The sequence below is a fragment of the Dechloromonas sp. ZS-1 genome (genome assembly GCF_039649255.1).
GTDB lineage: Bacteria > Pseudomonadota > Gammaproteobacteria > Burkholderiales > Rhodocyclaceae > Azonexus.
On sequence record NZ_JBDIYD010000004.1, the window covers coordinates 88,344 to 112,651 of the forward strand.

The window sequence follows — 24,308 nt, forward strand, 5'->3', positions numbered from 1 at the left end:
TTAAAAAAGGCACCGAAGTGCCTTTTCGATCAATGGCAAACGCCAAAGTATAGTTTATTTGGTGCCCATGCGGATGGCACCATCCAGGCGAATCACTTCACCATTCAGGTAGCTGTTTTCGGCGATGTGACGCACCAGGGCAGCGTATTCCGCCGGCTTACCCATACGCGAGGGGAAGGGCACCATCTTGCCCAGGGAGTCCTGCACTTCCTGCGGCATACCCAGCAACATCGGGGTTTCCATAATGCCAGGCGCAATGGTCAGACAGCGGATGCCGCTGCGCGCCAACTCACGCGCCACCGGCAAGGTCAGGGCAACGATCCCGCCCTTGGATGCAGCATACGCAGCCTGCCCCAACTGGCCTTCAAAGGCAGCAACAGAGGCGGTATTCACGATCACGCCGCGCTCACCACCCTCATCCGGCTCGCCCTTCATCATGGCTTCGGCAGCCAGGCGGATCATGTTGAAAGAGCCCACCAGGTTGATGTTGATGACCTTGGCAAAACTCTCCAGGCGATGCGGGCCTTCCTTGCCAACCACTTTTTCTGCCGGCGCAACGCCGGCACAGTTCACCAGACCATGCAAGCCGCCAAAGGTGGAAACAGCCGTCTGCACGGCGTTGACCGCCGAAGACTCGCTGGTGACATCGGTTTCAACAAACACCGCACCGGCGCCCAACTCAGCCGCCAGCTTCTCACCCGCTTCACGGTTCAGGTCAGCCATCACGACCTTTGCACCGCCCTCACACAGCAGCTTGGCCGTGGCAGCACCCAGACCGGAGCCAGCACCGGTCACCAGAAAAACTTTATCTTTAATCTGCATTTCGCACGCTCTCCTTGTTTCATCATTTATCGTTTCATTTTCCAAACGGTAGCGTATGGAAAACGTATCACATCTTAACGCGAGGAATGGCGCTTGGGTAAGCCCCCTGCCAAGCTGCTTGATTTCTCGGAAATATTGCCCCCTCACGCAAGTACACCGATAATCAGGTGCGACTACATTTTTTTACAGGGGGAAAATGATGAAATGCTCGGCACAATTATTGATGGCAGCTTCCCTCAGCCTCGTTGCGCTGAGCGTTTCCGCTGCAACCGTCGGAGAGGTACAGGCTGTTCGCGGATCAGCCACTGCGACGCTGAACGGTCAGTCCTCTCCTCTTGTACCGGGCAGCAAGATTGAAAGCGGCAGCGAGATCCAAACAACCGCGCAAGGTCGCCTCAAAATTCGCTTCATCGATGGATCTGTCGTCATCCTGAGCGACGGATCGACATTGCGCGTTGCAGACTTCACGGTCGACGACAGCAATCGCCGCAAATCCGCGCGTTTTGAACTGGATATCGGCCTGATCAGCCAACGCGTTGCGCCCTCCGAAAACGGCAGCTGGAACGTTAAAACGCCGACCGTCGTCACCGCCGTTCGCGGCACCGAATACATCATTGAAGTCAAACCGGATACCGGTACAGACGTCTCAATCCAATCAGGCGCAGTCAGCGTCAACTCCCTGAAGAAAACCCGAGCCCTGCCCGTCATTCTGAAAACCACCAATGCCGGAACAAATTGTGATGCGGAAGGCACCTGCTCACCGGCCAAGGAATGGAAGGAAGAGCGACTGAAGGCAATCCAAGACCGCCTTGGTGGTTTCTGACAAGGAGCCGGCAATGAACTGGCGCTACGGGCTGATTGCCGCATGTGCAGCATGTCTGGCGATGCTCTTGTGGGCAGGACGCCAACAGGTGCCGCTTTTGTCCAATCTGGAGGGCCAACTCGTAGATGCTCAAGCCCGTTTCAGAGGGCCGCTCCCCCCCGGCACGCCCATCAGCATTCTGCTTATTGACGACAAGAGCCTGGAGGAAATCGGCACCATTCCGATTGATCGCAAGTTAATCGCACAATCCATTCACAAACTCAAAGCAGCCGGCGCACGCCTGATCGCCTTCGACATGCTCTTTGTCGAACACGCCCACCGGGCCCCGGAGGCAGATCGCGCCTTGGCAGAGGCAATTCAAACAGCGGGCAATGTCATTATTCCTTTCGCACTCTCGGCAGACGGCGAACGCGGCCCGCCAGCACCACTTCCCGATCGTATTGCCGATGAAGCATTTACCCATTTTCAGAATGATGAAGCGCGACGCTATATGGGGCTGATGCCCCAGCGGGCGCTCTTACCTCTGCCCGAGTTCGCACAACGCGCCCGCGGGCTAGGACATGTTTCTGCACTCCCGGATAGAGATGGCGGTTTGCGCTACGACTTCCCTGCGTTGTGGTACCAAGACGAACTTCTCCCCAGCATGGCCTTAAAAGTCGCCCAACTTGCGCGCGGCACCGCCATTGAAGCCAAACTCGGCAAAGAGATTCGCCTCGGCACAACAAATATCCCCCTGGACGCGGCATCCCGGCAATGGGTGAACTACTACGGTGCAAGCAATACATTCCACACAGCCTCATTCGCAGACCTATTGGCCGGCCGCCTCGACCCAAGCCTATTCAAGGACAAGATTGTGCTGATTGGTGACACCGCATTGGGCAATAGCGATCGTCATGCATCACCATTTGACCCTGCACTCCCCGGCGTGGAACGCATTGCCACCATCGTCGATAACATCCTCACCGAACGCTGGCTGAATCGTCCGGACTGGGCTCCGCTCGCAGAAATAGCAGCAATGATTCTCCTGCCCCTCTGTGCAGCCATGCTTGCCAACACCTTCTCCGGCCGCGTGGCACTTGGATGTTCCCTGCTGATTTTCGGTTTACTGACTGCACTGGCTCAGTGGGCGTTCAACCAACAAGGCATCGTTCTATCGCTGATCTTCCCTGTCATTGCCCTGGGCTTAGCCACCGTTGGCAGCATCGCCCATCGAGCCTGGAACGAAGAACGACAGCGCAGGACCGCGGAAAATGCACTGCGCGCCAGTGAGGCCCGCTACGCGCTGGCAGCAAAGGGAACCAACGATGGCCTTTGGGACTGGGATCTGGACAGTAACCGCATGTTCTTCTCGGAGCGCTGGAAACAACTGATGGGACTTGATCCGAGCGCGCCAATTGAACATATCGACGACTGGGTTTCATTGCTGGATCAGATGGAACGACAACGCTTCCAGGCTGAACTGGACGCTCATCTTCAAGGCCGTAGCGGCCATTTCCACCATATTTTCAGATTCAGCGCTGGCAACACACTACGCTGGATGCTGGCACGCGGCATCGCCGTTCGTGAGCCGGGCAAACCATCGCGAATGGCCGGATCTCTGACCGACATCACGGAACAAAAACAACTCGAAAAACAGATTGCCCATGATGCCTGGCATGACCGCCTCACCGGACTGCCCAACCGGGATTTGTTCAATGAGCGCCTGAAGCAGCGCTTTGGCAGCCCGAGCATCGCAGCAGAAGGCGTCGGCCTGGTCATGCTCGACATCGACAATTTTCGGAGCATCAATGAACAGTTTGGGCAGTTTGCTGGCAATGCGCTGCTCAACGAACTTTCCCGCCGCCTCAAAGAGACTGCCGACGAGCATATGCTGGTCGCCAGACTTGGCTCCGATCAATTCGCCATCGCCTATTTCGGCCCCGAAAACCCTGGTATTGCCGAAGGTATTCAGACCCTCTTTCAGACGCCATTCCATTTCAACGAAACGCCATATACCGCTCATGCTTCGATCGGATGGGCGCACTCCGCTCAGGGTATCGATAGCCCGGACGACCTTCAGAATGCAGCGAACCTGGCCTTGGTTCACAGCAAGACAGAAGGAGGCAGCAAATGCCGGCGCTTCGATCCCGCCGAACAAGCGCTGGAAAAGAGTCGCCGCTGGTTACACGAAAACATCGACAAAGCGCTTGCAGAAGGCAATCAGTTCAAGCTCTACTACCAACCGTTTGTAAGGCTTGCGGATCGCCGGCTGATTGGTTTTGAGGCATTGATCCGTTGGGAACATCCTGAAAAAGGCTTCATGTTCCCGAATGATTTCATTCCGTACGCAGAAGAAAGCGGGCAAATCAATGAAATTGGCCGCTGGACACTCTATCAGGCCGCTCGCGACCTGAAGTCATGGGAGAACCTCGGCTTTGAGGGAGAGGTTGCGGTCAACCTCTCAGGAAGGCAATTTAATGAGCAGGATCTGGTCGCCGAATGCCGCACCCTGTTAAATACGCTCGCGCCTATTCCCCCAAAACGTTTCAAGCTTGAGGTCACCGAAAGCATGGCCATGTCCAATCCGCAAAAAACGACGGACACGTTGATTGCGTTAGCTGACATGGGCTTCAAGATTTCGATCGATGACTTTGGCACTGGTTATTCCTCCCTCGCCTATCTGCATCGTTTTCCGTTCGACACGCTCAAAATTGACCGCTCGTTTGTGATTCGTCTGGACGCAGGACTCGAAGCGCGCGAAATTGTCCGCACCATCGCCGGCCTGGGAAAGTCACTGAACAAACAAATCCTTGCCGAAGGCGTCGAAGAGGAGTCTCAGGCCCACACACTGGAAACGCTAGGCGTCGACACCGGGCAGGGTTGGCTATTTGCAAAAGCCCTTTCATACGCCGACGCCACCACCGCCATCCGGACAGATCAAGCCCGGCAGCCTCCTTATACAAAGCCATCGCACTAGCCATGCCCGCCCATTTCCACCCGATCCACCATCTCTTGCTTGCCGGATGCACCCTGGCAGTCTGTGGTCTTTGCCATGCTGACAGCGCACCCCCGCAACTGGTCGGCAACACACTGATCGACACCGCTGATCTCCTCCATCTCGCGCCAAGCGACACACACCCAGCCTCACCCGAATCATGGGCAGACCTGGTACGCGAGAGATACAACGGGGCAGGCTATCCGGCAGTACAGGTTCGCCATACGACAAGCACCAATGGCTCCCCAATGCTACGCATCATTGAGGGACGGGTGGCAGAGGTACATATCCAGGGCAATCACCATCACGACGATGCAAACATCCGTACGCCACTCACCGAGATCGCGCTCGGTGAATCACCGAATGCACAGAGGCTGATCAAACAAATCGCCCTTTCGAATGAAAACCCCTCGAAACAAATCGGCGTCACGCTGGAAGCACTCCCTTACCCGGGTGAAGTAAAGGCCAAAATCGACATCACCGACCGGCGGCCTCAGCACTTTTCTGTTTCCTACGATAACGAGGGCAGCCACCTTCTGGGCAGAAATCGGATTTACCTCGGCTATCAACATGCCAACCTGTTTAACAGGGACCATATCGTGACAGCACTGATTGGCACGTCAACAGATCACCCGGAGCGGAATCGGATCGCCAGCCTAGGTTACAGACTCCCTCTGCCAAACTCGACGCTATCACTCGATCTACAGGCAAGCCATTCAGAATCCCGCACGGGCCAAACCAGCACACCAGAAGGCCTTGCGTCGCTGACAGGCCAAGGCACCACACTGGGCACCCGCCTGGTCCAGCAACTGGCCCCATTCGGCGAAACAAAGCAAAAAATACTCTACGGCATCGATTACAAATCATTCGATAACCAGTGCACCAGCAACAATACAGCGCTCAGCACTGATGCTTGCGGTAGCTTGGATAGCCGCCCGATCAGCCTCACTTACGTCAATCGGCGTACAACCGACACCATGGATACCCACCTTGTTGCAGCCTACCTGCACAATGTGGCCGGCGGTGCGCGAGGAGATCGGGCTTATTACGAGCGCCTGAACAAGACACTACATTGGCAAGCAGTCCGCCTGAGCGCTTCACTCGAAGCGGCGCTCACACATGGATGGAAAGGCAAGCTCACCTTGTCCGGACAATACAGCAATAACCACCTGATCCCCGGGGAGCAATTCGGGCTTGGCGGCAGCCTTAACCTGCGCGGCTATCAGGAGCGCTCTGTCACTGGCGACCGCGGCTATGCCAGCACGTTAGAACTACATACCCCCGCATTTGCGGCACCGTTGTTTGAACAACCCGTGCAAACCCACGCATTGATTTTCACGGATTATGGCAACGTCCATGATGATGGGCTTGGAACCCGTCAAACACTGTCCAGCATGGGGATCGGTGTTCGTGCCAACGTTCCTGACAAGGTGTCAATACGAATCGACCTAGGCCGCACATTACGCCCACTCGTCAGCAACATTCCCGGGGCCCAACGCCAAGCTGGCGACCATTTTGTGCACATCAAGGCAAGTTACGTTTTCTGATCATGAACAGTCGCTACCGCACACTCTCATTCTGCATCACCCTGTGCTTCATCGGCCAAACATACGCGCAAACGGATGAAGAAACGGCGCTCCTCCTAAAAAGAACGCACCCTCCATTGCGGATAGCCCAGGCTACAGCCCCCAACCCGCCACTGAACGCCAACAATCCAGCAGCACCTGCACTACCTACTTTTATGCAAGACCCTTGTCGCGGTGCAAGCGTACATTGTGGATGGTCGCGCACCGACCAAACAGTGGTAGACATTGGCGCGCAACCTGCCATCAAAGCACAGCTGACACTGGATGCCACACTCAAAGCAAACCTGATCTGGAACATCGATGACGAAGCGCCATCGAACGGGCGCGATCGTAGCAAGATTCGTGAAGCCAAAGCTGAAGCTGCGCAATTGATTCAGGCATTTGCCTCACTCGCCCGCACCACACAGCCAGAATCCCACACGCCAACGGCTGCCCACCAGTTCATCAAAACTGAGTATCCCGCCGCCAAACTGGAACAAGCCCGTCTGAATGCCTTGTTGGCCTGGCATAAAGCAGAGCGCTTAGAGGCAAGTTGGGAGGCGCGCTTTCATCATTCAAAAAACGCCCGTGATTTCGCCGATACGCGCTTGCAAAATATCAGGGCACAGGAAGCACTGACCCGCGCCAAGCTACGGTTGCTCAGCGAAAGAAATATCCCGACACTGGGTGAAGCCACTCAACTCCCCCAACTGGAGGGCAGTCTTTATCGCGCGAGCGAGGTGGCCAAACAACGGGATCGCGATCAGCAAAAGGCAACACAAGCGCGCGCCTCCACGAGGCGAGAAGAAACGAGAATCAATTTTGGCCTCTTGCAAGCCGCTCAATCTCAAAATACCCAAGCGCTTCTGGAAAACCAAGCGCTGCGTCATGAACTAAAGCGCGAAATTCTCCGCCCTGCACTGAACATTCTGACGCAATCACCCGATGCGGCCCGTCTACCGAGTTGCGGCAACCTTACCCAAGAATGCATCCCGGAGCACATCGTCCCGACACGCACTCGAGACATCAAGCGTGAAATGCGCGCCATAACCCCCGTTCGCTCACAGGACACGAAATCCGCCAACGCTCGAAAACTGGCAGATCAGATATTGAACAGCGAAGAAATCCAAGGCCCACCCAAGTTCGCTTATTTGCCGGAAATTCAGGTCAAACGCGCACTACTGATTGGCATCAACAACTACGCGGACCCTGATATTCCTGCCCTGGAATCGGCTCAACGTGATGTCAAAGCCATCGGAAACGAACTGACCACCAAGCTCGGTTATGTCGCTGAAACCATCACAGATGGATCACGGGCGGAGATCGTTGACGCAATGCTCAAGCTTGCAGCAAAACTCACGCCCTCCGATAGTGTCATCCTGTATTTTGCAGGGCACGGCTTTCTTGACGAAGACACGGGCAAGGGATACTGGATTCCGGCAGACGGCCGTGCAGACACACCGGAAAAATGGATTTCAAACGACGACATTACCCGCCTGCTCTCGCTATTGCCTGCCCGACAGATCATTCTTGTTTCAGACAGTTGCTACTCAGGCAGTTTGACGCGCGAATACAAAATCACTGAAACGACCGCTTCAACAGCCACCAAACAAACCCTCAGCAAACGCTCGGTCATCGTGATGTCCTCAGGCGGCGAGGAACCTGTTTCAGACGAAGGGAAAGACGGATTTTCCATCTTCGCCTGGAGCCTCCAGAAATCGATTCAGAAACTGGAGCGCCTTGCTCCGGGAAGCAATCTCTTCGAAGAGATCAAATCACGCGTTGTGGAGCTTTACCCCCAAACACCACAGTATGGTGCGTCAACGACAGCAGGACACGAACGTGGTGGCGATTACTTCTTCGAGAAGCGTAGCTATCGCTGACTTGTCCAGCGCCAGCTAACAAAAGCCCCGGCAAACCGGGGCTTTTTCGTTTAGTGCCACAGGAGAAAACTGAATAGTCCCGGCGGCAATTTGTGTGCGGCATGGCCTCTGAAGTCACAGGGCAGGAGTTCATTAAGCCGGATGCTTTTTAACGAGGCTGACTGAGAACGCGCCCGATAGGGACAATGTGAAAGGGGAGCACCACTGGCTCCCCTTTCACTGGTCTCCCGACAGACTTAATTGTTTCCTATCAAAACCTTACCAGTTCGGCTCGCGCTCCGGCGTTGCAGTAATTTTGTGAATGGAGAGATCCGCCCCTTCGTATTCTTCTTCCTGATCGAGGCGCAGGCCGAAAACTGCCTTCATCAGACCGTAGACCGCAAAGCCACCGACAAGCGCGACCACAATGGCCAGGGCTGTCATGATCAGTTGGGGCATGAAAGCGACCCCGCCGGCGCCACCCAGTGCCTTGCTGCCGAAAATACCTGCAGCAATACCCCCCCAGGCACCACAGAGGCCATGCAAGGGCCACACCCCCAGGACATCGTCAATTTTCCAGCGGTTCTGGGTCAGCGTGAACATCACGACAAACAGTCCGCCTGCAACGCCCCCCACAACCAGCGCCCCCATCGGATGCATCAGGTCGGAACCCGCACAAACGGCAACCAAGCCGGCGAGAGGACCGTTGTGCACGAAACCCGGGTCATTTTTGCCCAGGATCAGCGCCACCATCGTCCCACCCACCATTGCCATCAGGGAATTCAGCGCGACCAGGCCGGAAATCTTGTCCAGCGTCTGCGCACTCATGACATTGAAACCAAACCAACCGACGATCAGGATCCAGGAGCCCAGGGCCAGGAAGGGAATGGAGGAAGGCGGATGGGCAGAAATACGGCCATCCTTGCTGTAACGGCCATAACGTGCGCCCAGCAGGAGCACGGCCGGCAGGGCAATCCAGCCGCCCATGGCATGCACCACCACCGAGCCGGCGAAATCATGGAACTCTTCGCCAAAGGTGGCCTTCAGCCAAGCTTGAATCCCGAACGCCTGATTCCAGGCAATCCCCTCAAAGAACGGGTAAACAAACCCGACCAGCAGAAACGTCGCCATGAGCTGCGGGTGAAATTTCGCCCGCTCGGCAATCCCACCGGAGATGATGGCCGGAATGGCCGCAGCAAAGGTCAGGAGGAAAAAGAACTTGGTCAGCTCAAAGCCCCCCTTCTCCATCAGCGTCTCGACGCCACTGAAGAAATGGATGCCATAGGCCACGCCGTAGCCAATGAAGAAATACGCCAGAGTCGATACACCGAAGTCGGTCAAAATCTTGACCAAAGCATTCACCTGGTTTTTCTTGCGAACCGTCCCCACCTCGAGGAATGCAAAGCCCGCATGCATGGCCAACACCATAATGGCCCCAAGCAGGATGAACAGCACGTTGCTGCCAGTTTGGAAAGCGTCCATGAAACCTCCTGAAAGATAACTGGACGCATCTAAAGCAAGCACCATTCCAGTGCCGCAAAATCGCATCAAATCAGTGCACTAGCGTTTATCATAGCCACTCATGCGCACAGTATTGGTGCAATTATGCATTTTCAGCACGCTTGCGGTGCGGACGCCTTATTTCGGTGCGATACCCTGCGGCCACAGGAGCCAATACCGGCCGGACTGTTTCATCCGCCCAGCCTGCTCGCCCGCCTCGCGACCAAATCCCCAGAAAAAATCTGCGCGAACAGCGCCTTTGATGGCGCCACCGGTATCTTGCGCCAAAACCAGGCGTTGCAACGCCTGAACCGAATTCGGTCGCGTCGTGGCAAGGAAGACCGGCGCGCCCAAGGGAATGGCACGAGGATCAATCGCGATGCTGCGCTCCGCCGTCAGCGGCACCCCCAAGGCACCTTGCGGCCCGACCTTGCTATCAGGCAACTCCCGGAAGAAGACATAGCTAGGATTGGCGTTCAGCAACTCATTCAAACGCGCTGGGTTAGCACGTGCCCAGGCCTGAATCCCCTGCATGGAAGCGTCTTCGAGCTTCAATTCACCCCGCTCGATCAGAACCCGGCCGATCGATTGATAGGGATGACCATTCTGATCCGCGTAGTTCAGGCGCACCATGCTGCCATCCGGCAGACGCACCCGCCCCGAGCCTTGCACCTGCAGGAAGAAAAGCTCGACCGCATCATCGACATAGAGCAAGGTCTTGGCGGGCAGACGCTCGCCACGGGATTGAATCTCTGCACGCGACCAGTAGGGCACGACTTTGTTGCCCTCCAAGCGACCACGCACGCGCTTGTCCTTCAACTCAGGAAAGAGGGCCGACAGATCAATCGTCAGCAAGTCGTCCGGCACACCGCGCACGGGTTGTTCGAAGCCCTTTTGCGCATGCCGGCTCCCCCGCAACAGGGGCTCATAGTAACCGGTCACCATGCCCTCGGCCTTGCCATCGCCACTCAGCACGGCATAGGGCCGCAAATGCTTCTCGAAGAACTGTCGGGCAGCCGGGGCGTTCTCCGCCAAGGGCCCGGCCGTACGCGCCTGATCGCACACCGATTTCCAGGCCGCACCATGCGGGCGGGAAGCCATCCCCCGGCAGGAGGACAAAAATGCCGTCCAGGCCGCAGCGTGATCGTCATCCTGCCAACCGGGCAGATCGGCCCAGACCGCCGGGACATAGTGGCGCACGAACGGCTGAGGACTTGGCGGCACGCTGGGCGTGACTACCGGCGGCGGCGGGCAAACAGGACAAGCCGGACAGGTGGGGCAGGCCGCCCCCCCTTCTTTTTCAGGCGGCGGCGAGGTCGGCATGAGCGGCGCGCAAGCCGCGAGTACGGCCAGCAGCGCGGGCAGCAGCGGGCGGAGAACAGCGTGGAGTTTTTGCATTGCTTTCGTTAGAGTGCGGGGCTGACCAATTTGTCGCGAAGTATACCTGTGACTGCCCTCGATTCTCTGCGCCTTGAGCGCCTGCTCGGCCAAGCCGAAACCGTCCTGGCCCGCCTTGAAACAACGCTGCCACCGGCCCTGCCGGCACCTGACTGGTCTGCCGCCGTGGCATTTCGCTGGCGCAAGACCCAAGGCCGCGGCTGGCTGCAAGCTGTACGCCATCCGCACCCCATTCAGCTCGACGAACTGGAAACCATCGACGACCAGAAAGCCCGCATCGTCGCCAATACCCGCCAGTTTGTTCAGGGCGGCGGGGCCAACAACGTGCTGCTCACTGGCTCGCGCGGCTGCGGCAAATCCTCGCTGGTGAAGGCCGTGCTCAATGCCTTTTCTGCCGAGGGGCTGCGCCTGATTGAAGTCGACAAGAACGACCTGGTTGATCTGCCGGATATCGTCGACCTGCTCGACGGTCGACCGGAAAAATTCATCATTTTCTGCGACGATCTCTCGTTCGAAGCAGGCGAAACCGCCTACAAAGCCCTCAAAACGGTGCTCGATGGCTCCATTGCTGCGCCGCCGGACAATGTCCTGATTTACGCCACCTCGAACCGTCGCCATCTGATGCCCGAGTACTTTTCGGAAAATCTGGACACGCAACGCGTGGATGATGAAATTCATCCAGGCGAAGCGACGGAGGAAAAAATTTCCCTCTCCGAACGCTTCGGCCTGTGGATTTCCTTTTACCCCTTCAGCCAGGACGACTACCTGGCCGTGGTGCAACGCTGGCTGCGCGAATTTGGCGTCGAGGAAGACGTCATTGCCGCCAACGAGCGCGAAGCCCTCAACTGGGCACTCAGCCGGGGCTCCCGCTCGGGCCGGGTCGCCTGGCAATTTGCCCGCGACCTCGCGGGGCGCCTGCAAGCCGGAGCCTCGGCATGAGCGACCACATCGTCGAAGTAGCCGCGGCCGTCATGCTGCGCGCTGACGGCAAGGAGTTTCTCCTCGCCCAGCGCCCGGAGGGCAAAGTCTACGCCGGCTACTGGGAGTTTCCGGGCGGCAAGGTCGAACCGGGCGAGCACGTGAAAGCGGCCCTGATCCGGGAACTGAACGAAGAACTCGGCATCACCGTCACGGCCTGCTCGCCCTGGCTGACACGTCAGTTCACCTACCCGCACGCGACCGTGCGCCTGAATTTCTGGCGCGTGACGGCTTGGGAGGGCGAAATCGGCATCACCGCGCCCCTAGAACACAGCGCCGTCGACTGGATGGCCTGTGGCGAGGCGGCACGGGTATCGCCCATCTTGCCGGCGAACGACCCAATCCTGAAAGCCCTGTCTTTGCCGACGCAAATGGCCATCACCATGGGTGAAATCGAAGGGGTCGAGCGCCAGCTCGAGCGACTGGAAGCCGCGCTCGACAACGGATTGGGCCTGATCCAGATCCGCGACAAATCATGGCCCGATGCGCAACGGCTGTGGTTTGCCGAAACCGTCACCCGCCTCGCCCACGGACGCGGCGCCCTGGTGGTCGTCAACGACAGCCCGGAGATTGCCCGGCGCGTCGGGGCCGATGGCATCCACCTCTCTTCCGAGAGCCTGGCACGTTGCACGAGCCGGCCGGACTTTGCCTGGGTCGGTGCCTCCTGCCATAGCGCAGCGGAGATTCAGCAGGCGGGCGCACTGAACCTGGATTACGCCCTGCTCGGACCGGTCCTGCCGACGCCCACCCACCCGGAAGCCAGCGGCCTCGGCTGGGCTGAGTTTGGCCAGCGCCTGCAAGGCAACACCCTGCCGGTCTTTGCGCTCGGCGGCATGCAAGCCGGGCATCTTGCCACGGCACAGGCACACGGGGCCCACGGCATCGCCCTGATGCGGGGCTGGTAGCGAAAATCGGGTTTGCCCGACGGTCGACCGTCGGGCACGCCTCAAAACGGGAAGCATGCCGCCAGAGGAAAGCCGGGCGGCAAATCGTGCGCCCCGCCGGAGACTCAGGCCTCAGCGCTGCGGCGCATCCGGAAACTCAAGGCCGGGGGCGCCGGCCTCGTCATCGCTGACCTGTCCGGCAATGCGGTAATCCTCGTTGGCCCAGCAGCCGAGATCAATCTGCTTGCAGCGCTCGGAACAGAACGGACGCCATTTGTTTTCGGGAGCAAATACGGCATCCCCGCCGCACTGCGGGCAGCGCACGATACGTCCGGCCATGATCAGAGATTGCAGAAGGTAAGTTTGAAGCTGACATCGCGCTCGCAGATCTTGGCTTTGATCTCGCCGCTGGGCGGCTTGGTGAAGCGGATGTTCAGGAAATACTTGTTGGCGCTGACTTCCGGGATGGCCGGCTCGTCGTTATCCACCGCCACACGCACCATCTGCGCCGCCGAACCGCCCAGATTGAGCTGGAACTGACCATTGCCGGCCAGATGCGGCTTCGGCGCACCGCTCGAGCGCAACAGGCGCAGGACGATCGCTGCCGCGTCACGCAGCGGGTAAAGCGGCCGGCTCCAGCCATCAATGGCTTCACGACGGGCATCCACGGGACGATTCAGCCACCAGTAGTAGGACGGCAGGTCGAATTCACACACCCCGCCCGGCATCACGGCCCGACTCTTGATACTCATCAGCCAATCGTTGTCACGAAGGTACTGACCGATCTTGCCCGTCATGCTCAACAGGGCGGCCGACGATTGCTCGATCTCATACAAGGCGCCGGAAAGGGCTTCCTCGGAGATATCGGGGTTGTTACGGTAAGCGAGCAGGGTCTGGCGCTGACGCTCAAGCTCCTGGATCAGATCCAGCTTGAGATCGGCACGGCCGGCCACTTCCAGGATTTCGAACAGGGTGACCAGCGCAGTGTGGTGTTCCAGTTGCCCCTCGCTCTGGGCGAAATAGGCCGTTTTGTCGAAAAGATCCTCCAGGCGCAGCAATGTGCGGATGCGCTCGTTGAAAGGATATTCGTAGGTGATCACACGACCCCGGTAGGCAAAATGGGAAAATTGTCCTAATTCTGAGCCATTTGCAGGCAAATCTCAACAGTTTGCTTTAGCTTTTTCGGCCGATTGGCGTAGGTAATTTAAATGCAAGCGCTCGACCTGCTCGTAAAGTTTTGTCAGGCCGCCGTCATTCAAGACAACGTCATCCGCCGCCGCCAGACGATCCGCCCGTGTTGCCTGGGCCGCCATGATCGCACGCACCTGATCAGCAGCAAGGCCGTTACGGGCCATCACGCGCTCGATTTGCAGCGACTCGGGGCAGTCAACCACCACGATCCGGTCACAGCGCGCCCGATACGTGCCGGACTCGACCAGCAGGGGGACGGCCAGCACGACATAAGGCGTGGTCGCAGCCAAGCACCGCGCATCCGACAACTGCCGGATCATCGGATGAAGGATGGCCTCAAGCTGCTGGCGCGCGCCTGCATCGGCAAAGACCCGCTGGCGCATGGCAGCGCGGTCCAGCGCCCCCGTTGGCGTCAGCACCGCGGCACCAAATGCCGCCGCAATGGCGGGCATGGCAGCACCATCCGGCGCGGTCAGTTCATGTGCAATCGCATCGGTATCGACCAAACCGGCGCCTGCCGCCACAAACAAATCGGCTACGGTCGATTTACCGCTGCCGATGCCCCCGGTCAGCCCAACCACAAAACCACTCACGGGCACTCCGTGGGCTTGCGCTCGGCGGCAACGCGCCCCGCCACCGTGAGGAGGCCCTCGCGGGCGACAGCCGGTCCGCGCACCTCAATCTGCAGCGCACTGTCTTTGCCGGGCCGCTGCACGAGGCGGACGGTCTTGAACCCTTTTCCTTTGACCTCGGCCAACTGCTCCTGCGCCGCTTTTTCCGTCGAGAAAATACCGAGGGAGATGGCAAAACGATTCGGCCCCGCCTCCTGCACGATGAAGTAGTCGCTGATACCCGCCTTCTTCAATTCCTCGGCCCGCCGATCCGCCTCCGGGCGACTCGGCTGGGGCGGCAGATGCACCCACCACCCCCCATCGCCCGGCAGGACCTTGCGCGTGACCTTCACGCTTTTCAGGCGGGCCTCGATCTGAGCAACCAGGCGATTGCCATCTGCCAGGGGCACCCGCTCCCAGTACAGGCAGAACGGGGCTGGCTCCGGCGCTGCGGCAGGAACGCCGGAGGCTGCCGCAGCAGCAGCGCCGACAGACGAGCCCGCTGCCTCAGGCTCGGCCTCCGGCTCGGACGGCTTCACCACGTCGGCGCCAGAAGCGACCGACGCCTTGCCTTGGGGTGCCTCACCGCGGGAAACGACCCGGATTTTGTCCGGGGCGACCTGCTGGGCGGCCCGATTGGCGTCCGGATTGTCCGGATGCCCAAACAGCCCGGCGCTGAAGGCATAAAACAGGATGTTGGCCAGTACGAGGAGGAAAACGAGCAGTTGCACGATGGATCAGCCCACCTTCGGGAGATGCTTGAGCGACTCGGCGATCGCCTCCTGCGGGTACTCGTAGTCCTCCAGCTGGCCGGAGAAGAATTTGTCGTAGGACGCCATGTCGAAGTGACCGTGGCCGGTCAGGCAGAACAGGATGGTCTTGGCTTCGCCGGTCGCCTTGCAGCGCAAGGCTTCGTCGATCGCTGCACGAATGGCGTGACAGGATTCCGGTGCCGGGATGATGCCTTCAGCGCGGGCAAACTGGACGCCGGCTTCGAAAGTCGCCACCTGCGGCACGGCCACCGCTTCCAGCAGCTTTTCGTGGAAAAGCTGGGAGACCAGCGGCGAGTCACCGTGATAGCGCAGACCACCGGCGTGGATGCCCGGTGGCATGAAGTCGTGGCCGAGGGTGTACATCTTCATGATCGGCGTGTAACCGGAGGCATCGCCGTAATCGTAGGTATATGCGCCCTTGGTCAGCGTCGGGCAGGAGGTCGGCTCGACCGCCACGCAACGCAGGTTGGCCGCGCGCTTGTCGCCCGCCGCTTTGTCGGCCAGGAAGGGGAAAGCGATGCCGCCAAAGCTCGAACCGCCACCGCAGGGCCCGAAGATCACGTCCGGGTAGAGGCCGATTTTCTCGAACTGCTTCTTGGCTTCCAGACCAATCACGGTCTGATGCAGCAGCACGTGGTTGAGCACGGAACCCAGGGTGTAACAGGTACCGGGATCGGCCGCAGCCTCTTCGACCGCTTCGGAAATGGCCAGACCGAGCGAGCCCTGGCAATCCGGATCGGCAGCCAGCGCGGCGCGACCGGCATTGGTCAGATTGGTCGGGCTGGCGAAGACTTCAGCCCCCCAGGTCTGCATCATCGAACGGCGGAAGGGCTTCTGGCCGTAGCTGACCTTCACCATATACACACGTACCGGCAGACCGAACATCTGGCCCGCGTAGGAAATCGACGAACCCCATTGGCCCGCCCCCGTCTCCGTGGTCAGACGCTTGGTGCCCGCGAGTTTGTTGTAATAGGCCTGCGGCACGGCGGAGTTCGGCTTGTGCGAACCGGCCGGGGAGACCCCTTCGTACTTGAAGAAAATCTTGGCCGGGGTGCCGAGCGCCTGTTCGAGGCGCAGGGCACGGCAGAGCGGGGCCGGACGCCACTGCGCGTAAATCTGGCGAACCGGCTCGGGAATTTCGATCCAGCGCTGCGCCGACATCTCCTGCTCAAGAATCGGGCCGGGAAAAATCGCCCCCATCGCTTCCGGCGGAACCGGGTTGCCATCCGGCCCGAGCGGCGGTGCCGGCGGGTTGGGCATGTCGGCCACGACATTGTACCAGTGGGTCGGAATTTCTTCTTGTTCGAGGTTGATGCGCAGCGGTGTCATGTTGTTTTCTCTCTCCCAGCGGGTCCTGCCCCGCAAAGCAGGTAAATTAACCCAAAACGAAGTGCCGACCAAGGGCGAAGCAGGTAAAGTAGCGCCTGTTTTTGCGCCCTGCCAGCATGCTGGCCGCTCAATCGTTCGTCATGCCCCCCCTTTCCCATCCGCTCACATCCCACCCCGGCACCCCGGCCCAAACCGGCCATCAGGTGGTTGTCACGACTGCCTGGCTCGCCAACGGCAACCTGCGCCTGGGCTTTTGCCTCGCCAACGTCGCGCAGTTGCGCTGGCCCGATCCCGCCCCCGCACGCCATACCGATGGCTTGTGGCAACACACCTGCTGCGAGGCGTTCATTGCCCCCCAAAACGGGACGAACTACCGGGAATTCAATTTTTCGCCCTCCGGCGCATGGGCCGTCTATGACTTCACGGCCTACCGCGAAGGCGGCGCTGCGGCCATGCCCGCCGAGGGCCCGACGATTACCCAAAGCCCCCTGCCCGACGGTCAACACCTGCTGCAGGCCGATATTCCCGCGCATCTGCTGCCCAGCGGGACGCCGCTCCAGGTGGGCCTGACCACCGTCCTCGAACACGCTGACGGCAGCAAATCCTACTGGGCCCTGCGCCACGCCGGCCCGCAACCCGATTTCCACTTGCGCGACAGTTTCTGTCTGAACCTGGCGCGCCCCTGACCCTGACGGACCATGACGATAACCGCTCCCCGCTTTGGCATTGACCGCCTGCTTGCCGACCCTGCCCTGCGCGCGCCGCTTGGCGGCCGCCGCGTCGCCCTGCTGGCCCACCCGGCCTCGGTCACGGCGGACCTCACGCACAGCCTCGATGCCCTGGCCGCCCTGCCGGACCTCACACTCACCGCTGCCTTCGGGCCGCAGCACGGGATCAAGGGCGACAAGCAGGACAACATGGTCGAATCGCCCGATTTTGTCGATCCGCAATTCGGCATCCCGGTGTTCAGCCTGTACGGCGAGGTACGCCGCCCGACCGACGCGATGATGGCGAGCTTCGATGTGCTGCTGGTGGACCTGCAGGATCTCGGCTGCCGCATCTACACCTTCATCACCACGCTGCGCTACGTCCTCGAAGCCGCCGCGCAGCACGGTAAATCGGTCTGGGTACTCGACCGGCCCAACCCGGCGGGGCGCCCGGTCGAGGGCCTGACCCTGCGCGCCGGCTGGGAGAGCTTTGTCGGCGCCGGCCCGATGCCGATGCGCCATGGCCTGACCATGGGCGAACTCGGGCGCTGGTTCATCGACCAGCTGGGCCTCACCGTCGACTACCACGTCATCACGATGGACGGCTGGTGCCCCGAGTCCGCACCGGGCTTCGGCTGGCCGCTCCTTGAACGCAGCTGGGTCAATCCCAGCCCGAACGCGCCCAACCTCGGGATGGCGCGGGCCTATGCCGGGACCGTCATGCTGGAAGGCACGACACTGTCGGAGGGTCGGGGGACAACCCGGCCGCTGGAGTTCCTGTTCGGCGCGCCGGATATCGATGCCCGCGCCGTGCTCGCCGAGATGCGCGCCCTGGCGCCTCACTGGTTTGCCGGCTGCCGGGTGCGCGAGTGCTGGTTCGAGCCGACCTTCCACAAATTCCACGGTCGACTCTGTCACGCCCTGCAAATCCATTGCGAAGGTCCGGGTTACGACCATGCCGCCTTCAAGCCCTGGCGCCTGCAGGCCCTCGCCTTCAAGGCCATCCGGCGTCTCTACCCGGATTACCCGATCTGGCGCGACTTCGGCTACGAATACGAATTCGACCGCCTGGCCATCGATCTGATCAACGGTTCTCCCCTGCTGCGCGAGTGGGTGGACGATCCGGCCAGCACCCCGGCCGATCTGGATCGGCTGGCCGGTGCAGATGAAGCCGCCTGGCTTGCGGCCCGCGCGCCCTATCTTCTCTATCCGTAAAACCCCACGGTTCAGCCGTGCAGACGCCGCCGAACCGTATCGGCTGCCCGCACGCCCCGATCCTGCGCTTCCTCAAACAAGGAGAAGCCGGAGAGATCGGCGTGTGCCAGGCTGAGATGCGGATGGGCAAAGGCCAGGGCGCGAGCACGTCGACCGCCGAACAGGCTGCCCGGCGTCGGACGGGCCATGGCGTGACCATGACGGAATATATCCACGCGCGTCGTTTTCTGCCGGATATCGGGTAAAACCCGCGCCAGTTCGCTCAAGGCCTGCTCGGCCCACGCGGCCCTCGGCTGGTCGCGCAAGGCGCGCCGGGCCGCCGCCGGATCAAGCTCGGAGAAAGCGCGATACCAGGTCAGCACCGTGCCACCCGGGTGACGGCGCAATGCCTGATGCTGGGCATCGACATAGCCGAGGCCGGCGCTGTCGAACAGCACGTTGTCCCAGGCCGGCGACGCACCATGCCGCTCGATCGGCCGCGCCGACAGATGCAGGTTGGCGACCAGCCAGGGGGCATAGGACAGCCCCTCGACCATCCCGGGCAAGCCTGCCGGTGCATTGACCCAGACCTTGGGCAGGATGAAGTGCGGGGCCGCCCAAATGACCTGACGTGCTTCGATACGCAGGGTTTTGCCGTCGTGCAGCACGTCGACCGTCAGGCCCTGCTTGCGGCTCTCCAGGCGCCAGACGAAGGCATCGGTGAGCAAGCGCTCACTGGTAGATTTGAGCAAGGCACGCATGAGCCAGGCATTCCCATCAGGCGCAGTGATGACCGTATCCGGCGAAGCATTGGCCGCCTCTCCGTCACGACAGGCAAAGTAGTGCAGGCCGGCCCAGGCCGAGGTCCGGGCGTAGTCGGTGCCATAGTCATCGCGGCAGGCGTAATTGGCCAACCAGTGCAGGGAGGGGGCCGTGTAGCCCTCGGCCAGCAGCCAGTCGCGAAAAGACGGACGATCCAGCGCAAGCCAGGCCGGATCGCGGCTGGCCGTCGCCATCGGCAACGCGAACACCCGCCGGCCATCCCGGCCACGCTGCGTTTTCAGCGTCTGCATGTGCGCCTGGAAGCGATGTTGCTGATCGCGCTCGGCGGCATCGATGCCACGCTGCGGGAGCAAGCCCTCTTCCCAGAGACCGTGGCGAAACAGGCGCTCCTGCGGCGTGGCACAGAGGAAACGTTCGTCATAGCGGGGTTTCAGGGCATCGGCAGGCCCTTGCAGCACGCCGGTTTCGGCCAGCAGTTCGCGGACATGCTGCGCACCGGGGCCAGGCAAGGGCAGGTAATGCGCCCCCCACGGGAAAGCGGAGAGGGGTGACTGGCCGCCCCGGCTGTTGCCGCCCGGCTCGCGCTCCATTTCCAGCACCAGAAAATCGTCGACCGCCAGACGACTGAGGCGCCAGGCCGCCGACAAGCCGGAAATACCGGCGCCCACGATCAGCACGTTCACCCGGCGTGTTTCGGCGACGGGCGGGAAGTCCCCGACGGTCAACCGGTGGCCACGGGCCAAATCCGGACCAAGCAGTTCGCCCGGCGGCAAGGGCGGATCATTCGAGGCGCAGCCGGCCAGGGCCAAGGCCCCCAGGCTGCGCAGGAATGTCCGTCGATCAGTCAAATTGCGTGAGGGACAGGCTGACCGACAACTGCGCGCCCAGCCAGCCGAGGAACCCCCCGGCACCGCTCAAGGCCAGCACATGCATCGGCCCCGGCAAGCCCAGCGAAAAGCTGGCACCGTAGAGCTCGGCGAGTTCGCTGACCGGCCCGGCCAGCAGCTTCAGCGCCAGCAGCACCAGCCCGGCGGCCAGCAGACCGCCAAAGGCCCCCTGCAACGCCCCGTAGTAGTAGAAGGGACGACGGATGAAGGCATCGGTGGCGCCGATCAGACGGGCCACTTCGATTTCTGCGGCATGCGCCACCACCTGCAGGCGGATGGTGTTGAAGGTCACGGCCACCAGACCGGCGGCAAACAGGCCGGCCAGCATCCACAAGGCCAGCTTGCCCAAGCGCAGGAAGGCGTCAAAGCGCTTGACCCAGGCCGAGTCGAGCTGGACATGCGCCACCTTGGGCCAGGTCGCCAGTTCCTTTTTCATGATTTCCAGCGCCGCCGGCTCCGTATTCGCCGGCTCGATGATGAAGGCGTCGGGCAAGGGATTCTTGGGCAGGCTGGCCACGATCTCGGCCATGCCCTCACTCTTCTGCAGGCGCTTCAAGGCATCCTCGCGTGCCACGAAGGTGACGCGCGCCGTGCTCACCTGCTTGAGGCGGCTTTCGATCTCGGCCACGTCCTTGCGGCTCGCCGCCACATCCATGAAAACGCTGATCTGCTGCACACCGGCCACGCTCTGGCCGACATCGCGCAGGTTATCCAGCAGGACGAAGCCAAAACCCGGCAGGGTCAGGGCGATGCCGATGGCGAACAAGGAGAGCAGCGTATTCAGGGGCGTCGCCCACAAGCGACGGAAGGCGGCCGCCAAAGCCGCCTGATGCTGGGTCAGCCAGGCCATCACAGCACCCTCCCGTGATCGAGACACAGCACATTGGGCTGGTAACGTTCGATCCAGTTCTGATCATGGGTCGCCACCACCACCGTCACGCCGACGCGATGGAAATCGGCGAAGATTTCGAGGATTTCGGTCGCCGAGGCCGTATCCAGGTTACCCGTCGGCTCATCGGCAATCAGCACGGTCGGCCGGTTAACCACGGCACGGGCAATCGCGAGGCGCTGCTGTTCGCCGCCGGAAAGGGCAATCGGCCGGGCTTTTTCACGCGCCAGCAGGCCCACCTTGTCGAGCGCAGCCTGCGCGCGGCGAATCGCTTCGCGGCGCGGCAGGCCGGCGATTTCCAGCGGCAGCATCACGTTGTCCAGGGCGCTGCGGTCAAACAGCAGTTTCTGGTCCTGGAAAACGAGGCCGAGATGGCGGCGCACATACGGCAAGGCACTGCGGCGCAAGGCGGAGAGGTTCTGGCCATTGACGACGAGGCTGCCCGAGGTGGGACGCTCGACCGACGCCATCAGCTTGACCAGCGTGGTCTTGCCGGCACCGGAATGGCCGGTGATGAAAACCATCTGCCCGGCCGAAATTTCGAAACTGACATCGGACAGGGCCTCATGGCCGCCCGGATAACGCTTGCAGAGATTGCTGGCGACGATCATTGGTCGAACAGGGCATCCACGAAATCACGCGCCGAGAAGGGGCGCAGGTCATCGATCTGCTCACCGACGCCGATGAAGCGGATCGGCTTCGGGCACTGGCGGGCAATCGCGGCTACCACGCCGCCCTTGGCGGAACCGTCGAGCTTGGTGACGACCAGGCCGGTGACGTTGATCGCCTTGTCGAAGGCCTTGACCTGTTGCAGCGCGTTCTGGCCGATGTTGGCGTCAAGCACGAGCAGGGTTTCGTGCGGACCGGTCGGGTCCACCTTCTGGATCACGCGGCGCACCTTGGCGATTTCTTCCATCAGGTGCAACTGGGTCGGCAGACGCCCCGCCGTGTCGGCCAGCACGATGTCGATGCCGCGCGCCTTGGCTGCGGAAATGGCATCGAAGATCACCGCCGCCGGATCGCCCGACTCCTGGGCAATCACGGTCACGTTGTTGCGCTCGCCCCAGGTCTGTAACTGCTCGCGGGCCGCCGCACGGAAAGTATCGCCGGCGGCGAGCAGCACGCTCTTGCCCTGGCTCTGGAAATACTTGGCCAGCTTGCCGATCGACGTCGTCTTGCCGGCGCCATTGACGCCCGCGATCATGATCACGAAGGGCGAATGCCCGGACACATCGAGCGGCTGTTCGAGCGGCTGCAGCACGGCATGGAGCGCGTCAGACAGGGCTTTCTGGATGGCTTCCGGCGTTTCCAGCTTGTCGCGCTTGGCCGCTTTCTTGAGTTCATCCAGCAGATGGGTGGTCGCCTCGATGCCGACATCGGAGGTCAGGAGCAGGGTTTCCAGTTCTTCGAGCAGCTCGTCGTCGACCTTGCCGCGCGAGAACAGGGACTTCAGCTTGCCGCCCAGCTGGGCACGGGTCTTGGCCAGGCCGGCGAACAGACGCTCGCGCCAGGATTGCTTGGCCGGGGCAGCCTCGGCTGCGGGGGCCGGAGAAGTGGTCGGAGAAGCGGCCGGAACAGCCGTCGACTCGGGCGTCGGCTGCGGGGTGGATTTTTTCAGGAAACTGAACATGGGAAGGGTGGTCTCAGGCCTTGCTGACAGGCGGGCGGGGAGTCGCTAAGATGCCGCTCTTGCCGCCCCCGGTTGGATGCATCGAATCAGCCGCGAATTCTAGCAGAAAGCCCTCTTTCTACGTGCCGCACACCGACCTTTTTCCTATGCGACTCAAATACCTGCTCACCGTTTTAGTGGCCGCCGGCCTGTCGACCGCCGCGCTCGCCAATCCCTACGAAACCACGTTGAAAAACGGGCTCAAGGTCATCGTCAAGGAAGACCGCCGCGCCCCGACTGCCGTCCAGATGGTCTGGTACCGCATCGGCAGCATCGATGAGGTCGATGGCCGCTCCGGCGTCGCCCATGTCCTGGAGCACATGATGTTCAAGGGCACGCCGAATGTCGGCCCGGGCGAATTCAACAAGCGTGTCGCGGCGGCAGGCGGGCGTGACAATGCCTTCACCAGCCGCGACTACACGGCCTACTTCCAGCAGATCCCGAAGGAAAAGCTGCCGGAGATGATGCAGCTGGAAGCCGACCGCATGCGCCACCTGACGGTCGACGCCAAGGAGTTCGAGCAGGAAATCAAGGTCGTCATGGAAGAGCGCCGCATGCGCACCGACGACAACCCGCAGGCCAAGCTCTTCGAGCAGATGAATGCCGTCGCCTTCCAGGCCCACCCGTACCGCCGCCCGATCATCGGCTGGATGAACGACCTGGAAACGATGACCGCCGCCGATGCCAAGGCCTGGTACGACACCTGGTACGTGCCCAACAACGCCTACGTGGTGATCACCGGCGATGTCGATCACAAAACCGTCTTCGCCCTCGCCGAGGAGCATTACGGCGGCCTCGAAGCCCGCCCCTTGCCGGTCCGCAAGCCGCAGATCGAACCGCGCCAGGAAGGCATCCGCCGCGTGACGGTGAAAGCGCCGGCCGAATTGCCGACCCTGATCATGGGCTGGAAAGCCCCCATCCTGCGCGACGTTGAGCAAGACAGCGAGCCCTACGCGCTGGAAATGCTGGCCGCCGTGCTCGATGGTCACGATGCGGCCCGCTTCAACAAAAAGCTGGTGCGCGAAGACAAGGTCGCCCTCGGCGTCGACTTCGGCTACGACGGCACGGCACGCGGCCCCGGCATGATCTACGTTTCCGGCACGCCGGCCGAAGGCAAGACGGTCGCCGACCTCGAAGCCGCCGTCCGGGCCGAACTGGCCCGCGTCCAGCAGAACGGCATCAGCGAGACCGAGCTCAAGCGCGCCCGCGCCCAACTGCTGGCCCGAGAGGTCTACAAGCTCGATTCGATGTTCGGCCAGGCCATGGAAATCGGCCAGATCGAATCGGTCGGCCTGCCCCACACCGCCCTCGACCGCATGCTGAAAAAACTGCAGCAGGTCACGGCTGCGGAAATCCAGGTCGTTGCCCGCAAATACTTCACCGACGACGCGTTGACCGTCGGCGTCCTTGATCCGCAACCGCTGGACGGCAAACCGCGCCGCCCGGCCGTCGCCACCCGCCACTGATGA

General features: G+C 61.1%; 21 protein-coding genes. 9 read left to right on the top strand and 12 right to left on the bottom strand.

All coding sequences use genetic code 11. The features are described from left to right. Positions 1-54: 54 nt before the first annotated feature. Positions 55-822, bottom strand: coding sequence for a 3-hydroxyacyl-CoA dehydrogenase (locus AACO21_RS07825; RefSeq protein ID WP_346191955.1), 768 nt, complete (start codon positions 820-822; stop codon positions 55-57). A gap of 223 nt (positions 823-1,045) precedes the next feature. Here AACO21_RS07825 and AACO21_RS07830 point away from each other — a divergent pair, with 223 nt between their 5' ends. Genes AACO21_RS07830 through AACO21_RS07845 form a run of 4 tightly spaced genes read left to right on the top strand, consistent with a single transcriptional unit; the run spans position 1,046 to position 8,067 of the window. Next, entirely contained in the window at positions 1,046-1,645 is a 600-nt protein-coding gene (locus AACO21_RS07830; RefSeq protein WP_346191956.1) for a FecR family protein, read from the top strand. Between the two features lie 13 nt (positions 1,646-1,658). Then, positions 1,659-4,601 carry an EAL domain-containing protein gene (locus AACO21_RS07835; protein ID WP_346191957.1) on the top strand — a complete coding sequence of 981 codons (2,943 nt, stop codon included), beginning with the start codon at positions 1,659-1,661 and terminating at the stop codon, positions 4,599-4,601. A gap of 2 nt (positions 4,602-4,603) precedes the next feature. Further along, complete coding sequence (locus AACO21_RS07840; protein ID WP_346191958.1) at positions 4,604-6,166, top strand: ShlB/FhaC/HecB family hemolysin secretion/activation protein; 1,563 nt, start codon at positions 4,604-4,606, stop codon at positions 6,164-6,166. A gap of 2 nt (positions 6,167-6,168) precedes the next feature. Next, positions 6,169-8,067: a caspase family protein gene (locus AACO21_RS07845; protein ID WP_346191959.1), complete on the top strand. Its 1,899-nt coding sequence runs from the start codon at positions 6,169-6,171 to the stop codon at positions 8,065-8,067. Positions 8,068-8,325: 258 nt separating this feature from the next. On the opposite strand, the gene AACO21_RS07850 is transcribed toward AACO21_RS07845, so the two are convergent. After that, positions 8,326-9,528: an ammonium transporter gene (locus AACO21_RS07850; protein ID WP_346191960.1), complete on the bottom strand. Its 1,203-nt coding sequence runs from the start codon at positions 9,526-9,528 to the stop codon at positions 8,326-8,328. Between the two features lie 156 nt (positions 9,529-9,684). After that, a complete protein-coding gene (locus tag AACO21_RS07855; protein ID WP_346191961.1) occupies positions 9,685-10,944 on the bottom strand; it encodes a murein transglycosylase A in 1,260 nt (419 codons plus the stop codon). 48 nt (positions 10,945-10,992) lie between these two features. Here AACO21_RS07855 and AACO21_RS07860 point away from each other — a divergent pair, with 48 nt between their 5' ends. Both AACO21_RS07860 and AACO21_RS07865 read left to right on the top strand, forming a co-directional pair. Further along, positions 10,993-11,883 carry an ATP-binding protein gene (locus tag AACO21_RS07860; RefSeq protein WP_346191962.1) on the top strand — a complete coding sequence of 297 codons (891 nt, stop codon included), beginning with the start codon at positions 10,993-10,995 and terminating at the stop codon, positions 11,881-11,883. Then, entirely contained in the window at positions 11,880-12,827 is a 948-nt protein-coding gene (locus AACO21_RS07865; RefSeq protein ID WP_346191963.1) for a Nudix family hydrolase, read from the top strand. Before AACO21_RS07860 ends, AACO21_RS07865 begins: the two co-directional genes overlap by 4 nt. A 111-nt stretch (positions 12,828-12,938) precedes the next feature. On the opposite strand, the gene AACO21_RS07870 is transcribed toward AACO21_RS07865, so the two are convergent. From AACO21_RS07870 to AACO21_RS07890, 5 genes are read right to left on the bottom strand one after another with little or no spacing between them, the layout of a single operon-like run. After that, positions 12,939-13,145, bottom strand: a complete 207-nt coding sequence (locus AACO21_RS07870) for a DNA gyrase inhibitor YacG (RefSeq protein WP_346191964.1) — start codon at positions 13,143-13,145, stop codon at positions 12,939-12,941. A 2-nt stretch (positions 13,146-13,147) separates the two neighbouring features. After that, complete coding sequence (zapD, locus tag AACO21_RS07875; protein ID WP_346191965.1) at positions 13,148-13,906, bottom strand: cell division protein ZapD; 759 nt, start codon at positions 13,904-13,906, stop codon at positions 13,148-13,150. A 60-nt stretch (positions 13,907-13,966) separates the two neighbouring features. Beyond that, on the bottom strand, positions 13,967-14,590 hold the full coding sequence (gene coaE / locus AACO21_RS07880; RefSeq protein ID WP_346191966.1) for a dephospho-CoA kinase: 624 nt from the start codon (positions 14,588-14,590) through the stop codon (positions 13,967-13,969). Beyond that, complete coding sequence (locus AACO21_RS07885) at positions 14,587-15,339, bottom strand: SPOR domain-containing protein (RefSeq protein WP_346191967.1); 753 nt, start codon at positions 15,337-15,339, stop codon at positions 14,587-14,589. Before AACO21_RS07885 ends, coaE begins: the two co-directional genes overlap by 4 nt. A gap of 6 nt (positions 15,340-15,345) precedes the next feature. Then, the gene (locus AACO21_RS07890) at positions 15,346-16,710 is read right to left on the bottom strand and encodes a TrpB-like pyridoxal phosphate-dependent enzyme (protein ID WP_346191968.1); all 1,365 of its coding nucleotides are present in this window, start codon (positions 16,708-16,710) and stop codon (positions 15,346-15,348) included. 140 nt (positions 16,711-16,850) lie between these two features. Between AACO21_RS07890 and AACO21_RS07895 the strand changes: the two genes are divergently transcribed. Together AACO21_RS07895 and AACO21_RS07900 are read left to right on the top strand one after the other, a co-directional pair. Further along, positions 16,851-17,396 (top strand): DOMON-like domain-containing protein, encoded by a 546-nt coding sequence (locus AACO21_RS07895; RefSeq protein WP_346191969.1) that lies wholly within the window; start codon positions 16,851-16,853, stop codon positions 17,394-17,396. Between the two features lie 12 nt (positions 17,397-17,408). Continuing rightward, the gene (locus tag AACO21_RS07900; protein ID WP_346191970.1) at positions 17,409-18,632 is read left to right on the top strand and encodes a DUF1343 domain-containing protein; all 1,224 of its coding nucleotides are present in this window, start codon (positions 17,409-17,411) and stop codon (positions 18,630-18,632) included. 11 nt (positions 18,633-18,643) lie between these two features. Here AACO21_RS07900 and AACO21_RS07905 read toward each other — a convergent pair whose 3' ends face one another. The 4 genes from AACO21_RS07905 to ftsY are packed head-to-tail and all read right to left on the bottom strand — an operon-like array spanning position 18,644 to position 22,800. After that, a complete protein-coding gene (locus tag AACO21_RS07905; RefSeq protein WP_346191971.1) occupies positions 18,644-20,242 on the bottom strand; it encodes an NAD(P)-binding protein in 1,599 nt (532 codons plus the stop codon). Continuing rightward, positions 20,235-21,131 carry a permease-like cell division protein FtsX gene (gene ftsX / locus AACO21_RS07910; protein ID WP_346191972.1) on the bottom strand — a complete coding sequence of 299 codons (897 nt, stop codon included), beginning with the start codon at positions 21,129-21,131 and terminating at the stop codon, positions 20,235-20,237. Before ftsX ends, AACO21_RS07905 begins: the two co-directional genes overlap by 8 nt. Then, positions 21,131-21,781, bottom strand: a complete 651-nt coding sequence (locus tag AACO21_RS07915; RefSeq protein ID WP_346191973.1) for an ATP-binding cassette domain-containing protein — start codon at positions 21,779-21,781, stop codon at positions 21,131-21,133. Before AACO21_RS07915 ends, ftsX begins: the two co-directional genes overlap by 1 nt. After that, the gene (gene ftsY / locus AACO21_RS07920) at positions 21,778-22,800 is read right to left on the bottom strand and encodes a signal recognition particle-docking protein FtsY (protein WP_346191974.1); all 1,023 of its coding nucleotides are present in this window, start codon (positions 22,798-22,800) and stop codon (positions 21,778-21,780) included. Before ftsY ends, AACO21_RS07915 begins: the two co-directional genes overlap by 4 nt. Positions 22,801-22,946: 146 nt before the next feature. Between ftsY and AACO21_RS07925 the strand changes: the two genes are divergently transcribed. After that, complete coding sequence (locus AACO21_RS07925) at positions 22,947-24,305, top strand: pitrilysin family protein (protein WP_346191975.1); 1,359 nt, start codon at positions 22,947-22,949, stop codon at positions 24,303-24,305. Positions 24,306-24,308 lie beyond the last annotated feature (3 nt).